Raw genomic sequence first — 15,558 nt, 5'->3', positions numbered from 1 at the left:
ACCTCTAATTATTTAGTTATTAACGTACCTATTTTTTCACCCATAACTGCACGTTTAATATTGCCTTCTTCCATAATTGAAAATACATTTAAAGGAATATTATTATCCATACAGAATGATGATGCAGTTGAGTCCATTACTTGTAACCCTTCTTGTAACATTTGAATGTGCGTCAAGTGTTCATATTTAACTGCATTCTTATCTACTTTAGGGTCTGCTGAATATACTCCATCAACATTATTTTTACCCATTAAAATAACATCGGCTTCGACTTCTGCTGCACGTAACGCTGCAGTTGTATCTGTAGAGAAGTATGGATTACCGATTCCTGCTGCAAAAATAACAACACGTTTCTTCTCTAAATGTCTAATAGCTCTTCGACGGATATATGGTTCAGCAACTTGTTTCATTTCAATTGATGTCAACACACGTGTGTCACATTCTAATTGTTCTAAGCTATCTTGGAGTGCAAGAGCATTCATAACTGTAGCAAGCATACCCATGTAGTCTGCTGTACCACGGTCCATACCTAAATCACTACCAGTTTTACCTCTCCAAATATTGCCACCACCAACGATAACTGCGATTTCGCAATCCATCTTAGCAACTTCAGCTACTTGCTGTGCCACGCTTTTAATGATGATTGGATTAATACCAAAACCTTTGTCTCCTGCAAGTGCTTCACCACTAAGTTTTAATACTACACGTTTATATTTAGAAGTTTGCGCCATTGTTTTTTCCTCTCTATTGTAAAAATATGTAATATATACAAGTAAAGAAGACACTGACGCGCCTTCTAACATAAAGTATCACTTTATAATAGAAAACCTCAAAGGTGTCTTCTTTCTTGTAAATCTTGTCGACAGATTATTTCATTTGACCTTTAACTTCATCTGCGAAGTTTTCTTCACGTTTTTCCATACCTTCGCCTACTTCATAGCGAACGAAGTCAACAAGTTTACCACCTTTAGATTTTAAGAAAGCTTCAACTGTTTGATCTGGATCTTTAACGAAGTTTTGATCAACTGCACAAATTTCTTGAAGATATTTACGTAAACGACCTTCAACCATTTTTTCAACGATGTTTTCAGGTTTACCTTCATTTAATGCTTGTTGTTTTAATACTTCTCTTTCGTGATTGATTTCTTCTTCTTTAACTTGTTCTGAAGAAACATATTTTGGATTGATAGCTGCGATGTGCATAGCAACATCTTTAGCAGCTTCTTCATCAGTAGAACCTTCAACTACAGTTAACACACCGATACGTCCACCCATGTGTAAGTATGCACCAAATGCATCGTTATCAGATTTTGTTCTGATTTCGAAACGACGGATACTTAATTTTTCACCGATTGTTGAGATTGCTTCTTTCATTCTTTCATCAACTGTTTTACCACTTGATAATTTAGTTTCTAATAAAGCATCTACTGTTTCAGCTTTGCTATCAAGAACTTGATTAGCAATTTCTTTAACTAATTCTTGGAAGCCTTCATTACGAGCTACGAAGTCAGTTTCAGAGTTGATTTCAACGATAGCAGCTTCATTTCCTTTAACTTCAACATGTACTAAACCTTCAGCTGCGATACGGTCTGCTTTTTTAGCTGCTTTAGCGATACCTTTTTCACGTAAGTAATCAATCGCTTTATCGATGTCACCATCAGTTTCTGTTAGCGCTTTTTTACAATCCATCATACCAGCGCCAGTTCTTTCACGTAATTCTTTAACAAGTTTTGCTGAAATTGCCATTAATTATTCCTCCAATATTTCTAATTGTAATAATAGATGATACCTAAATATTACCATTAAAGTCACTATAATTTCCAATACTCTAGTAAACTTTAATCATTATTTTTTATTATTTGAAAAAAGGGCGATAAGCATTACATCTTATCACCCATTTAAACTATATCTTAGTTTGATTCAACAGTAGTATTTTCTTCAGTTGATTCTGCTTCTTGAGATTCTTCTTTTTCATCTAAATTGATGTTTTGCTCTGCAGCTACTTCATCGTTAGAAACACCTTGTTGACCTTCTAAGACAGCGTCAGCCATTTTACCAGTTAATAATTTAACGGCACGAATAGCATCGTCATTCGCTGGGATAACGTAATCAATTTCATCTGGATCACAGTTAGTGTCAACAATACCAACGATTGGAATATTTAATTTACGTGCTTCAGCAATCGCGTTACGCTCTTTACGAGGGTCAACTACGAATAATGCTTGAGGCATAGATTTCATATCACGAATACCGCCTAAGAATTTGATTAAACGGTCGTATTCTTTTTTAAGTTCAACAACTTCTTTTTTAGGTAAAACGTCGAATAAACCGTCTTCTTCCATTTTTTCGATTTCAGAAATACGTTTAATACGTTTAGAAATTGTTTTGTAGTTAGTTAAAATTCCGCCTAACCATCTTTGGTTAACGTAGAATTGTCCAGCACGTTCTGCTTCAGCTTTAACTGACTCTTGTGCTTGTTTTTTAGTACCTACAAATAAGACTCTACCGCCATCTTCAGATACTTGTTTGATGAAGTTATAAGCTTCTTCAACTTTTTTCACTGTTTTTTGTAAGTCAATGATATAGATACCATTTCTCTCAGTGAAGATATATTTTTTCATTTTTGGGTTCCAACGGCGTGTTTGGTGACCGAAGTGAACACCGGCTTCTAGTAATTGTTTCATTGAAATTACTGCCATTTTAAATTCCTCCTAGTGGTTATTTACCTCCATAATAAACTCATATAAAGACAATTAATTTAATTGCACCCTTTAAATGTACGTTTATCATGTGTGTATTGGCTTTTATAGCCGAAAACAATAATATCATATTTCTATATAATGCGCAATGTTAATTTCACTAAAGAAATAATGCTATACACATTTTTCATAATAAAAACTGTTACAAATAATATATACTTGCAACAGTTGAACGTTGGTTATTGCATTATCGATTTAAATCATAATTATTTATTTCGTTCTAATTCATCAAGGAATTTTTCTTTTTTAACTTTAATAAAGGTACCCTTCATCCCTAAGGATCGTGATTCGATTACACCAGCACTTTCAAGTTTACGTAACGCGTTCACGATTACTGAGCGAGTGATACCTACTCTATCTGCTACTTTTGAAGCTATCAATAGGCCTTCATTACCACCTAATTCTTCAAAAATATGCTCAATTGCTTCTTTTTCAGAATAAGATAATGAATTAATTGCCATAGTGATTGCCGCTTTATCACGTGCCTCTTTCTCAACTTCATTATGTTTCTCACGAAGTATTTCCATTCCAATAACAGTTGCAGCATATTCGCCTAATACTAAATCATTTTCGTTAAAGTCATCTTTAACACGACCAAGTACTAATGTTCCTAATCTTTCGCCGCCACCAAGTATTGGAAATACAGTTGTACGACTGCTACTAAATACTTCTTTATCTTCAGGTGGGAATACAGTTAATTCATTATCAATATCAATATTAGATTCAGTTTGTTTAACGTCCATTAATAGTTCTGTATATTCACTAGGAATGTGTTTACTTTCTAACATTTCGTTAATTCTTTGACTTTTTAAAAGTTCATTTAAACTTGAACCTAGAATTTTACCTCTACGTGAAACAATAAATACGTTCGTTACTGTAACGCTACTAATTGTTTGAGCAACGTCTTTAAAGTCGACCGCTATACCTTTATGTTTTTGTAATAGTGTATTTAATTCTCTAGTTTTAGATAATAAGCTCATAAAATTTCTCCTTTATTTATATTATAAAATAAATGCACTTAAATCTTTATTTGTTGAAATAGATTTCAACTTATCATCAACATATTGTGGTGTTATATCTACTACAGCATTTGGCATGCTAGGGGCTTCGAAAGATAAATCCTCAAGCATTTTCTCTAAGATTGTGTGTAAACGACGTGCACCAATATTATCAGTGTCTTGGTTAACTTGATATGCCATTTCAGCTAATCTTGTAATCGCTTCCTTAGTAAAGTTCACAGTGACCTCTTCTGTTTGAAGCAATGCCTCATATTGTTTGATGAGTGATAGCTTAGGTTCAGTTAATATTCTATAAAAATCGTCAACAGTTAAACTTTCTAATTCTACTCTAATTGGGAAGCGTCCTTGTAATTCAGGTATTAAATCACTTGGTTTCGATACGTGAAACGCGCCAGCACCGATAAACAGCATATGTTCAGTATTTACAGTACCATACTTAGTTTGAATCATGCTACCTTCTAAAATTGGTAAGATATCTCGTTGTACACCTTGCCTTGAAACATCTTGACCACTATTAGCGTTATTCGTTGCTACTTTATCGATCTCATCGATGAAGATAATACCCATTTGTTCTGCTAACTCAAGCGCTTCTTGATTTGCAGTTTCTTGATCAATTAATTCATCGGCAAAATCATCAGCCAAAATCTTACGAGCTGTTTTAACTGGTACCTCACGCTCAACTTTACGTTTAGGCATGAGTTGATTCATCATGTCTTGCATTTGTTGGTTCTGATTTGTACCGAGCATGCCTAGTGCACCTGGATCTTGTTCTACTTTAATTCTAACTTTCTCTTCTTCAAGTTTACCATCTAATAATTGTTTTTTGATTTCTGAACGCTTAGTTTTAATCTCTTCTGTAGGTGTTTCCTCTTCTTCATCATCATTGTTACCAAAGTTTGGAATTGCACCACCAAGTAATGACTCTAAAGGATTACTATTATTTGACGCTTTTTTCTTCATACTAGGCACAAGTAATTTAACTAACTTTTCATTAGCTTTATTAACTGCTTCGTCTTTAACCAAATCTTTCTTTTGATCTTTAACAAGTCTTACAGCTACATCGACTAGATCACGAACCATACTCTCAACATCGCGTCCAACGTATCCTACTTCAGTAAACTTAGTAGCTTCCACCTTAATAAATGGCGCTCCTACAACTTTAGCCATACGTCTTGCTATTTCAGTTTTACCAACACCAGTCGGACCAATCATCAAAATATTCTTAGGTGCGATTTCTTGTTTGGTTTCTTCATCAAGCAAACTTCTTCTATAGCGATTTCTAAGAGCAATGGCAACTTTTCGTTTAGCATCATCTTGCCCAACTATATATTCATCTAATTTAGATACGATATCTTTAGGTGTTAATTTTATACCGTTTGCATCCATATATTTTACCTCCAACCTAATTAACGTCCATTTATATTCATTTCCATATTTTTTAAAAGTTAAAGTGTTTCCACTATAATATTATCATTTGTGAACACACAAATGTCAGATGCAACTTTTAAACTTTCGTAAGCCATTTCTTTAGCAGATAATTGGCTTGCATGACGCTTCAATGCTCTTCCAGCACTTAAAGCATAGTTGCCTCCAGAGCCAATCGCAATTAAATCATCATCAGGTGCAATGACTTCTCCAGTTCCGCTGACTACTAATATTGCATCTTTATCCATTACAATTAACATAGCTTCCAATTGACGTAATTGTTTATCACCACGCCACTCTTGAGCTAGTTCAACAGCTGCACGCTCTAAATTACCACTAAATTGTTGCAATTTTGTTTCAAACTTCTCAAACAAAGTGAAGGCATCAGCTACACTACCAGCAAATCCAGCTAACACTTTTCCTTCATATAATCTGCGGACCTTGCGCGCTGTTTGCTTCATGATAACTTGCTCACCTAGTGTAACTTGTCCATCACCAGCCATCGCTGCTTCACCGTTGTGTCTAACGGCATAAATAGTTGTTGCATGTAATGATGTTTTACTCATTTATTTACTCTCCTTTTTCGCTCGAGGATGTGCATTTAAATACACTTTACGTAATTGTTGGTTAGAAACATGTGTATATCTTCCAGTTGTCGAAAGATTAACATGTCCTAACATAGATTGTACCGTTCTTAAATCCGCACCTTGATTAAGTAAATGTGTTGCAAACGTATGTCTTAATTTGTGGGGGTGAATTTCCGTAACCCCTGCTGTACGTTTAACAACATCATTTAAAACATACCTAACGCCTCTCTCTGTTATAGGGGCGCCATTCATGTTAACTAATAAAAATGAATGTTTGGTATGTTGTATAGGCTTAAATTCGCTTAAGTATTGTTCAATGCTTTGACGACAAAATTCTCCAAACGGAACAAACCGTTCCTTATTTCCCTTTCCTAGTACTTTCACACCAGGTAAAGACATATCAATATCTTTAAGTTGGATATTCACTAGTTCAGAAACACGTATACCCGTTGCATATAATAATTCTAGAATAACGCGATCCCGTAATCCTTTTTTAGTATCTTTTGCTACAGTTTCGAATAATGCTTCCATCTCTTCTTCATAAAAAAACTGTGGCAAGTAGTTCTCCTTCTTAGGATGAACGAGTTGTACAAAAGGATTTTTGATTGTCTCGTCTTGTGTCATCCAAAACTCATAGAAAGTTCTTAAAGTTGAAATCTTCCTTGATACAGTAGTACGTTTCAAATTTTGTGAATATAAATAGCTTAAATAATTTCTAGCATCTTTATATTCAAATGTTCTTAGATTTAGTAATTCTTGTTCTAAAAAATGATTAAATTGTACTAAATCATCATGATATGATTTTAACGTATGGGCGGAGAAATTTCTCTCAACTTTGAGCATATTTAAGAATGTAACTTGGATTTCTTCCACTTAAAAATCCCCTCCATCATATGCATTGTAGCATATAACATGAAGGGGACTAAAATAATTAGCTATAGAATTCAAAATCTTTTGAGAATTACTTAAAAGATTGAAATAACTTGAACGTGAGACTAAAACAATGAATTCGAAATCAATTCTATTCTAGTTCAATCACTATACTTATAGTGTTTTCTTATAATTCTCTAAATATTCGAGCGCTCTGTTAGCTTGTGCTTCGTAACGCTCTTTTTTATCTTTAATACGCTTTTCAAGTGAGGGTAATAAACCAAAGTTAGCATTCATAGGTTGGAAATTCTTTTCATTTTTAGCGTGTGAGATGTAATAAGCCATACTTCCTATCATTGTCTCTCTAGGGAAAATAACTTCACCTTTATCAAGTAATTTGTGAGCTAGGTTAATCCCAGCAACAAGTCCACTTGCTGCACTTTCAACATATCCTTCAACACCAGTCATTTGACCTGCGAATTGAATTCTATCTTCTTTAATCAACTCATATTTCTCATTTAATACATCTGGAGAATTTATAAATGTATTTCTATGCATCACACCATATCGTACGATATCAACATTTTTTAAACCAGGGATAAGTTGAATTACTTCTTTTTGTGCGCCCCATTTTAAATGAGTTTGGAAACCAACAATATTATATAGCGTTCCAGCTGCATCATCCTGTCGTAATTGAACGACAGCAAATGGACGTTTGCCTGTTTTTGGGTCTTCAAGACCAACAGGTTTCATAGGACCAAATAATAGTGTTTTACGTCCACGTTCAGCCATTACTTCAAAAGGCATGCATCCTTCGAAATATTTTTCTTTTTCAAATTCATTTGTTGGTGCAACTTCTGCTTCAAGTACTGCATCATAAAAGCGATTAAATTCTTCTTCTGTCATAGGACAATTAAGATAGGCTGCTTCACCTTTATCGTAACGTGATTTTAGATAAACTTTATCCATATCAATCGATTCTTTTTCAATAATTGGAGCAGCTGCATCATAAAAATAAAGTTGATCCTTACCAGTAATATCTACGATTTCTTTAGCTAAATTTTCTGTAGTTAATGGACCAGTAGCAATAATTGTGTATCCTTCAGGGATACTATTAATTTCTTCATTAATAACAGTAACATTAGGATGATTTCTTAAAGTTTCAGTAATATAACCAGAAAAATCATGTCGATCAACTGCTAATGCACCACCAGCAGGAACTCTTGCTTTGTCAGCAGCAGAGATAATTAATGAGTCTAATCTTCTCATTTCTTCTTTTAATACACCCACACCATTTGTTAATGCATTGCCTCGTAGTGAGTTAGAACATACTAATTCTGCAAATTTATCAGTATGGTGTGCTGGCGTTTGCTTAACTGGGCGCATTTCAATCAAATTCACTTTGATACCTCGTTGAGCTAATTGATAAGCGGCTTCTGAACCAGCTAGTCCAGCGCCAACTATATTTACAGTTTGACTCATGGTTTTCCTCCTTAATTTATTATCTATTTTTGAACTTCTTCTTTATAGTCACAGTTTGAGCAAATAACTTGTGAACTGCGTCCTTTCTTATGTTCCATTAAATAATGATTACATTTAGGACAATCACGACCAACAGGTTTGTCCCAAGAAATAAAGTCACATTCAGGATAGTTTGAACAACCATAGAAAAGTCTATTTTTCTTAGATTTTCTTTCAACGACATCTCCATCTTTGCATTTAGGGCATGTTACGCCAATAGTTTTCACGATTGCTTTCGTATTTCTACAGTCTGGGAAATTTGAGCACGCCATAAACTTACCATATCGTCCCATTTTAATAACCATAGGAGAGCCACAAACTTCACAATCTTCGCCAGCAGGTTCATCTTTAATTTCAACTTTTTCCATTTCTTCCTCAGCACGTTCAACGTCTAATTTGAAACTTCCGTAAAAGTTATCAATTACTTTTCTCCAGCCAATATCTCCTTCAGCAATCTTATCCAATAGCGTTTCCATATTAACAGTAAACTCTACATCAATTATTTCAGGGAAATAGTCCTTTACTTGTTCATATACAATTTCACCTAATTCAGTAGGTACAAATCGTTTACTTTCAAGTTTTACATAATTACGTTTTTGTATTGTGTCAATCGTAGGTGCATAGGTAGAAGGTCTACCAATTTTTAATTCCTCTAACGTTTTAACCAAACGTGCTTCTGTATAACGTGGAGGTGGCTGAGTGAAGTGTTGCGCTGGTTCAATTTGAGTTGCAGTCACTTCATCACCTTTACTCAAGTTAGGTAATTTATTTTCTTTTTCATTATCTTTATCATCTTTGGCTTCTACATAAAGCGTCATGAAACCTTTGAATTTGATTGTTTGACCATTAGCTCGGAATTTAATGTTGTTTTGGGTAACATCTAAAGCAACAGTATCTAAAATTGCTGGTGCCATTTGACTTGCTACAAATCTTTCCCATATTAATTTATACAATCGATGCTGATCTCTAGTTAAGTATGCTTTCATTTCATCAGGTGTACGTAAAGTACTTGTTGGTCGAATTGCTTCGTGGGCATCTTGGTCACCCTGTTTACCCTTAGCAGTTCTATTAGAAAGATAATCTTTACCATACTTATCTTCAATATATTGTTTCGCTTCGTCTTTAGCGGTTTGTGATATACGTGTAGAGTCAGTTCTCATGTATGTGATTAATCCAACTGTACCTTGTCGTTTTAGATCAATACCTTCATATAATTGTTGCGCGAGCATCATAGTTTTACGCGCTTTGAAATTTAATTTACGAGCTGCCTCTTGTTGTAATGTTGAAGTGGTAAATGGATTAGCAGGATTTCTAGTTTTTTCTTTTTTATTAACATTTGTAATTTCAAATTTGTCTCCATCTAATTCAGCTGTAACTTTTTCAACATCTTTTTTTGTTTTTAATTTAAATGGTTTATTTTTATAATGAAGAAACTTAGCAGTAAATTTAGATTTCTTATATCTAAACTCACCTTCTATAGACCAATACTCTTCAGGCTTAAAGTTACGAATCTCATTCTCTCTATCTATTACTAATCTTAAAGCTACAGATTGAACTCGCCCTGCAGACAGCCCCTTTTTCACTTTCTTCCATAATACTGGTGAAATATTATATCCAACTAATCTATCTAATATACGGCGTGCTTGTTGTGCATCGACTAAATCCATTTCTATGCCACGAGGATGCTTAAAACTTTCTTTTACCGCATCTTTTGTAATTTCATTAAATACTACTCTGTTTTCTTTTGAATCATCAAGTTCTAAAATTTTTGATAAATGCCAAGCAATCGCTTCACCTTCACGGTCAGGGTCACTCGCAAGAAAGACATTTTTTGCTTTCTTAGCATATTTCTTTAAGTCTTTAACAACTGGACCTTTACCGCGTATCGTAATATATTTCGGTTCATAATTATCTTCTACATCGACACCCATTTGACTTCTTGGTAAATCTCTAACATGTCCCATAGAAGCTATAACTTTATATTTTTTACCTAAATATTTTTCAATGGTTTTCGCTTTTGCAGGCGACTCAACTATGACTAAATTATCTGCCAAAGTGAATTCCCCCTTGCTATTTCAATTACTAAAGATAAATGATAAACGGTCAATTTTGTTTTTGTCAATGTTTAAATTCTATTAACGTGCATTTTAAACGCTTTTTAATATTATTTTTAGCTATCAATTAGAATTAAATATAGATTTTTATTACTCTAGAATGAATCATTAATGATATCTATTTATAATCACATAGGATATCATCAGCTGAGGTTACAATCATCGCCCCTTCTTGAGCTCGTTTCAAATTACCTTTAGTTAGTGGATTAAATATTGAACCTGGTAATACATATATATTTCTATTTTGGTCTAATGCGCACTCAATTGTAATTTGACTACCGCTTCTAACACTTGCTTCAGTTATTAAAACCCCTTGTGAAAGACCGCTTATCAAACGATTGCGTTGCGGAAAGTGATATCGCCTAACACTAGTGAATGGCGGATATTCACTAATAACTAAACCTTTTTCTTCAATTATGTTGCGTAATTTTTGCGTTTCTCTAAGGTAATGCATCATATGACCAAAACCTAAAACAGCTATAGTAGGTAATTGATACTCTATAGCAAAATGATGTGCAATGCTATCAGCACCTTTTGCCAAACCGGAAATAATAGTTAGTGGAATTTGTTTAAATTTAGGAAATAAGTATTGCATGGCTTTAGCTGAGTATTCTGTTGCATTTCTTGTGCCCACCACACCTAATGTATTGGAGGATCTTAATAAACGGGGGTCACCTTGGTAAAATAAGACAAACGGATAATCATAAATTTCTTTTAGCAGTCGAGGATAATTAGTGTTAAACGGTGTTGTAAAACTTACTTTGTGATTCTGCAAAAGTGACAAAATATCTTTTTCATTTAAATTATTAAATTTATCAATAAAATCATCATTATAAAACATTCTGTCCCAATTTCTTATTGTATCTAATTGATCAGTATAAGAGAATTTAAAAAAATCAGGATTTAATTTTAATAAATGATGAATGTGTTGGGTCGTATAACCTAACCAAATTAATTTCAAAAGTAATATGTTGTTGTTAGTCATGAAGTCGTCTCCTTTAAAAACATTATAAGACAACTATGTCGTATATCACATTTCAATTAAAAGACATTTGATGGATAAAATTTAATAACTTTTAATGAGTAATTTTAATATTGAATTATGTAAACAGTCTTCATGCTTATTTTACACAAAAATCTGAGACCTAAAAGTCCCAGATTACTTTAAATTTTTGTTACCTTAGCACTAAAAAAATCAATTCACTTACTTTTGATATAATTTATAGAGCAATTTATTTACTGGCTTAATAAAATTACCAACATATTCTTCTACAAACGCATTGAATCCTTTTTTAAATTGTTGGACACCATAATCTTCTGCATCCTCACCAAAGTCGCCAGTTATGCCGTAGAAATTATATCGCTCTATGCCTTTCTCTTTTGCGTAGCGTATCATATCCCATTGCAGACAATAGGCACCCATAAATTCATTGTATTTAGGATTAGAACCACTTGATAAATAGTACATTTCGTGATTGTTATAAATAAACAATGCAGCAGCTAAATCAAGTAATGTACCATCCGTAACGATTAATTGTTCAGTTTTTGCAATTTTTTTATTAAGGCTCTCTAGTTGTTGATTTAATTGGTGATATTTTGTTTTTGTCTTTTTTGAATTAGCATTCACTTTTAATAATTGTTTAATTTCAGTCATTTTCTCTTCTAATTCTAATGCTCGTCGCTTTAATAAATTTATATACTTATTTAAATCGATATAAGCTAACTTCATGCATGCTTTATCACCATAAATTTCTAGCATTTGTTTGAAATAAGGTTCTTCTTGAAAATGAAAGCCATGTTTTTCTTCAGCCATGTGATACAGTCGATAAAATCTATTCGTTTCTTTAATTGATAAAGTTTTAATTTGCACACCCATTTCAATTGTCTTCATAATGTTACGTCTAGTTTGATAAGACTATCTTTTAATAATTGTTGTTCACTTTTATCTTTTAAATCTAATATAGAATGCCATCTTATTTGACTCATAGCTGAATAGCCAGTTGTAAAACCTTGATGCTGGTATCCTAATTTATTCATCACCTTAAACCACTGTTTATTGTTAAAGTGTTCTATAATCTCACTATCAGCACTTCTTATATTCTCCAAGACATAAGGGTCAACTAGTATGAAAACACCTCTTCGCATACGTACATAATGCGTTAATTTTTTAAAGAAAAATTCAACTAACGCTAAATTAGTAAAATCCATCACTGGCCCTCGATGGGTATAAAAGTATTTAAACACCTTAAATATACGAGCATCAGTTAATAAACAGGCAGCAACTACGTTACCGTTTTCTTTGACACCGACAATATGAACCCCTAAATTTCGAGCTTTCCTATATTTATATAACTCTTCAATCTGAGTATAATGCGAAAAATTATTTCTCATAAAAATTTCAAATTCATTTAATTCTAAAGTTGTAAAAATCAAATCATTCATACTCCCTTTTCTCAAATTCATTTATGCCACTTTATTAGGTCTTATAAAAATCATATCGTAGTCATAATTATGTATTACTCGATGTGCTACTTCTTTTTTTAACCACCTAAATTCCATTTTTTGATCTAAACTTTGAAAATTCATGAGTTTACCATCATAATTACCATTCAACACTATTGCTGTATGTCCAAATCCACCACCATATCTTCCACTAAAAACAACAACATCTCCAGGTTTAGCTTCAAAAGTAGGAGTGTTTTTATATTCAATTTTCACATTTTCATATTGGTTTTTAGAACTTGTTTCATTTGTCATAACTATATTTTTATTAAAATCATCCTGTGAAGTTATTACTACTTTATCGTTAGATTTTATCTCACTTGCATATGCATTATAATTGTGATTAATAAAAAATAAAGAACCTACTACAAAACACACTATACCGATAGTTATTTTTCGAATAGAAAAATTTTATGATATGATGTTTTATTCTTGATGCTCACTCTTTTTATCAATACACCATTATTATATATCTTATTTGTAATAAACTAAATGCATTTTATAAATAATTTATTTAATTAATCTTATACATATATTAACTTCGACTTTGACTTTAATAATTAATAATAACTTATAATAAATTAAACAAAAGACCTGATTTCCAATATTAGAAATCAGGTCTTGAATAATAAAATCAATTTAAATTTTGATGATGATTATTTAATTGTTAATAATTCTTCATAAATACCAGCTTCTTTAGCTGCTTCGATTAATGTAGTACCAATTTCTGAAGGTGTATCCGCAGTTTTAACACCACATTCATTTAATGTTTTAATTTTTTCATCTGCAGTACCTTTACCGCCAGAAATAATCGCACCAGCGTGACCCATACGTTTACCTGGAGGGGCTGTTTGACCTCCAATGAAGCCAATAACCGGTTTAGTCATATTAGCTTTAATCCATTCCGCCGCTTCTTCTTCAGCAGTACCACCGATTTCACCAATCATTACAACAGCTTTAGTATCTTCATCTTCATTAAACGCTTTAAGTACATCGATAAAGTTAGTACCGTTGACAGGGTCGCCACCAATACCTACAGCTGTAGTTTGACCAATGCCTTCTTCAGTTAATTGATGAACCGCTTCGTAAGTTAACGTACCAGAACGTGATACAACACCTACATGACCTTTTTTATGAATGTATCCTGGCATGATACCAATTTTACATTCATCAGCAGTAATAACACCTGGGCAGTTTGGTCCAACTAAACGTGTTTTTCTTCCTTCTAAGTAACGCTTAACTTTAACCATGTCAACAACAGGAATATGTTCAGTGATACAAATAACCATATCTAAATCTGCATCTGCTGCTTCCAAAATAGAATCTGCTGCAAATGGCGCCGGAACATAAACTACAGATACGTTAGCACCTGTTTCTTCTTTAGCTTCAGCAACAGTATTATATACAGGTACGCCTTCAACAACTTGTCCACCTTTACCTGGTGTTACCCCTGCAACAATTTGTGTACCATAATCAAGCATTTGTTTTGTATGGAAAAGGGCAGTAGACCCTGTAATACCTTGTACCATTACTTTAGTATTTTTATCTATAAATACACTCATCTTAGTGTTCCCATCCTTTCCTTACGCTTCTTTAACAAGCTTAACAATTTTTTGAGCGCCTTCAGCCATTGTAGCTGCTGGTTCAATTGCTAAACCTGATTCGTTTAAGATTTCTTTACCGCGTTCTACATTTGTACCTTCTAAACGAACTACTAATGGTAAAGTTAATTCAACTTCTTTAACTGCTGCTACGATACCTTCAGCAATAACATCACATTTCATGATTCCACCGAAGATGTTTACAAAGATACCTTTAACATTGTCATCACCTAAGATGATTTTGAATGCTTCAGTAACTTTTTCTTTTGTAGCGCCGCCCCCTACGTCTAGGAAGTTAGCTGGATTTCCACCAAAATGATTAATAGTATCCATTGTAGCCATCGCTAAACCAGCACCATTAACCATACAACCAATATCTCCATCTAATGCAATGTAAGATAAGTCATATTTAGATGCTTCAATCTCTTTAGGATCTTCTTCTTCTAAATCACGTAATTCTTGGATATCTTTATGTCTAAATAATGCATTGTCATCGAAGTTGATTTTAGCATCTAAAGCTAAAACTTCACCTTCACCAGTAGTAACTAATGGGTTAATTTCAACGATAGAACAATCTTTTTCGATAAATACATTGTATAAAGAAATTAAGAATTTCGCTGCTTTATTAATAGATTCTTTTGGAATATTAATATTAAAAGCAATGCGACGCGCTTGATAAGGTGATAAACCTACAACTGGGTCGATTGTTTCTTTAAAGATTTTTTCTGGTGTTTTAGCAGCTACTTCTTCAATTTCTGTACCGCCTTCTTCTGAAGCCATTAAAGTAATACGATCAGTTGCTCGGTCAATTACAAAACCTACATAATATTCTTTTTGAATATCGCAACCTTGTTCAATATACAAACGTTTAACTTCTTTACCTTCAGGTCCAGTTTGATGTGTAACTAATTGTTTACCTAATAATTCGTTGGCATAAGTTTCAACTTCAGATAATGATTTAGCAATCTTAACTCCACCTGCTTTACCTCTACCCCCAGCGTGGATTTGTGCTTTAACCACATAAACCTCTGTGTCTAATTCTTTAGCCTTTTCCACTGCTTCTTCAGCAGTAAATGCAACTCGTCCTTCTGGAACAGCTACGCCCATAGAACGAAATATTTCTTTACCTTGATACTCGTGGATATTCATCTTCCATCCTC

The 15,558-nt window shown here is 33.3% G+C and carries 13 protein-coding genes and 2 pseudogenes; all 15 read right to left on the bottom strand.

Going from position 1 to position 15,558, the window contains the following annotated elements; translation table 11 throughout:
- Positions 1 to 8: 8 nt before the first annotated feature.
- The gene (gene pyrH, locus SBL16_RS10890) at positions 9 to 731 is read right to left on the bottom strand and encodes a UMP kinase (protein ID WP_011275942.1); all 723 of its coding nucleotides are present in this window, start codon (positions 729 to 731) and stop codon (positions 9 to 11) included.
- Between the two features lie 136 nt (positions 732 to 867).
- The gene (gene tsf / locus SBL16_RS10885) at positions 868 to 1,746 is read right to left on the bottom strand and encodes a translation elongation factor Ts (protein WP_011275943.1); all 879 of its coding nucleotides are present in this window, start codon (positions 1,744 to 1,746) and stop codon (positions 868 to 870) included.
- Between the two features lie 164 nt (positions 1,747 to 1,910).
- A complete protein-coding gene (rpsB, locus tag SBL16_RS10880) occupies positions 1,911 to 2,699 on the bottom strand; it encodes a 30S ribosomal protein S2 (protein WP_011275944.1) in 789 nt (262 codons plus the stop codon).
- A 266-nt stretch (positions 2,700 to 2,965) separates the two neighbouring features.
- Positions 2,966 to 3,739 (bottom strand): GTP-sensing pleiotropic transcriptional regulator CodY, encoded by a 774-nt coding sequence (gene codY / locus SBL16_RS10875; protein ID WP_011275945.1) that lies wholly within the window; start codon positions 3,737 to 3,739, stop codon positions 2,966 to 2,968.
- Between the two features lie 21 nt (positions 3,740 to 3,760).
- Positions 3,761 to 5,164, bottom strand: coding sequence for an ATP-dependent protease ATPase subunit HslU (hslU, locus tag SBL16_RS10870; RefSeq protein ID WP_037537323.1), 1,404 nt, complete (start codon positions 5,162 to 5,164; stop codon positions 3,761 to 3,763).
- Between the two features lie 59 nt (positions 5,165 to 5,223).
- On the bottom strand, positions 5,224 to 5,769 hold the full coding sequence (gene hslV, locus SBL16_RS10865) for an ATP-dependent protease subunit HslV (protein ID WP_011275947.1): 546 nt from the start codon (positions 5,767 to 5,769) through the stop codon (positions 5,224 to 5,226).
- Complete coding sequence (gene xerC / locus SBL16_RS10860) at positions 5,770 to 6,633, bottom strand: tyrosine recombinase XerC (protein WP_267918879.1); 864 nt, start codon at positions 6,631 to 6,633, stop codon at positions 5,770 to 5,772.
- A gap of 201 nt (positions 6,634 to 6,834) precedes the next feature.
- A complete protein-coding gene (trmFO, locus tag SBL16_RS10855) occupies positions 6,835 to 8,142 on the bottom strand; it encodes an FADH(2)-oxidizing methylenetetrahydrofolate--tRNA-(uracil(54)-C(5))-methyltransferase TrmFO (RefSeq protein WP_107611440.1) in 1,308 nt (435 codons plus the stop codon).
- 23 nt (positions 8,143 to 8,165) lie between these two features.
- The gene (gene topA / locus SBL16_RS10850; RefSeq protein ID WP_037537327.1) at positions 8,166 to 10,235 is read right to left on the bottom strand and encodes a type I DNA topoisomerase; all 2,070 of its coding nucleotides are present in this window, start codon (positions 10,233 to 10,235) and stop codon (positions 8,166 to 8,168) included.
- 178 nt (positions 10,236 to 10,413) lie between these two features.
- A complete protein-coding gene (dprA, locus tag SBL16_RS10845) occupies positions 10,414 to 11,280 on the bottom strand; it encodes a DNA-processing protein DprA (RefSeq protein ID WP_317954059.1) in 867 nt (288 codons plus the stop codon).
- Between the two features lie 219 nt (positions 11,281 to 11,499).
- Positions 11,500 to 12,728, bottom strand: a pseudogene (locus SBL16_RS10840) (aminoacyltransferase).
- 30 nt (positions 12,729 to 12,758) lie between these two features.
- Positions 12,759 to 13,013, bottom strand: a complete 255-nt coding sequence (locus SBL16_RS12225; protein WP_411861526.1) for a CHAP domain-containing protein — start codon at positions 13,011 to 13,013, stop codon at positions 12,759 to 12,761.
- A 114-nt stretch (positions 13,014 to 13,127) separates the two neighbouring features.
- A pseudogene (locus SBL16_RS12220) lies at positions 13,128 to 13,199 on the bottom strand (hypothetical protein); the annotation flags it as partial.
- Positions 13,200 to 13,453: 254 nt separating this feature from the next.
- Positions 13,454 to 14,359, bottom strand: a complete 906-nt coding sequence (gene sucD, locus SBL16_RS10830) for a succinate--CoA ligase subunit alpha (RefSeq protein WP_011275953.1) — start codon at positions 14,357 to 14,359, stop codon at positions 13,454 to 13,456.
- A 21-nt stretch (positions 14,360 to 14,380) separates the two neighbouring features.
- Positions 14,381 to 15,547 carry an ADP-forming succinate--CoA ligase subunit beta gene (sucC, locus tag SBL16_RS10825; RefSeq protein ID WP_053017080.1) on the bottom strand — a complete coding sequence of 389 codons (1,167 nt, stop codon included), beginning with the start codon at positions 15,545 to 15,547 and terminating at the stop codon, positions 14,381 to 14,383.
- Positions 15,548 to 15,558 lie beyond the last annotated feature (11 nt).

Source organism: Staphylococcus sp. NWU MK-U1, assembly GCF_033283505.1.
GTDB classification, from domain to species: domain Bacteria; phylum Bacillota; class Bacilli; order Staphylococcales; family Staphylococcaceae; genus Staphylococcus; species Staphylococcus haemolyticus.
Note: the sequence above shows the minus strand (reverse complement) of the source record. Positions and strands in the feature narration are given on the sequence as shown.